At 78.7% G+C, this 450-nt stretch carries 1 pseudogene; it reads left to right on the top strand.

What is annotated here, in order from left to right:
- A pseudogene (locus tag H7U32_RS10275) lies at window positions 1-450 on the top strand (IS3 family transposase); the annotation flags it as partial.

Raw genomic sequence — 450 nt, 5'->3', positions numbered from 1 at the left:
GCCGCCCCCGGCGCGGCGGGTCCCGGGCGCGGCGCCTACCACTGCCAGCGCGCGGCCATGGAGGCCGGCGACAGGCATGCCGTCCCGCGCGGACGGATACGCGCCCTGTCCGAGGGGGGCGGGCGCGCGTGGGGCTAGCGCACCATCCATGCCATGCCGCGGCGGGACGGGACGGACCCGCCGGCCGTCTCGGAGAAGGTGGCGCGCCGCATCATGGGCGGGGAGGGGCCGCGGCCCGTGTGCCCGAAGAGGCCCAGGCGGCGGAGCCCCCACAGGGGGGAGCCGTCCGAGGCGCCCGCCAACCTCGTGGAGCGCGACTTCCACGCCGGGGCGCCGAACCGGCCGTGGCCGACGGACGCCACCCGGTCCGCCATGGACGGCTACAAGCGCCGGCCGTCCCCGGTCATCGACCGCTTCGACGGCATGGTCGTCTCCCGGAGGCTGTCGCGC

It is taken from the genome of Bifidobacterium pullorum subsp. saeculare, assembly GCF_016899725.1.
Lineage (GTDB): Bacteria > Actinomycetota > Actinomycetes > Actinomycetales > Bifidobacteriaceae > Bifidobacterium > Bifidobacterium pullorum_C.
Note: the sequence above shows the minus strand (reverse complement) of the source record. Positions and strands in the feature narration are given on the sequence as shown.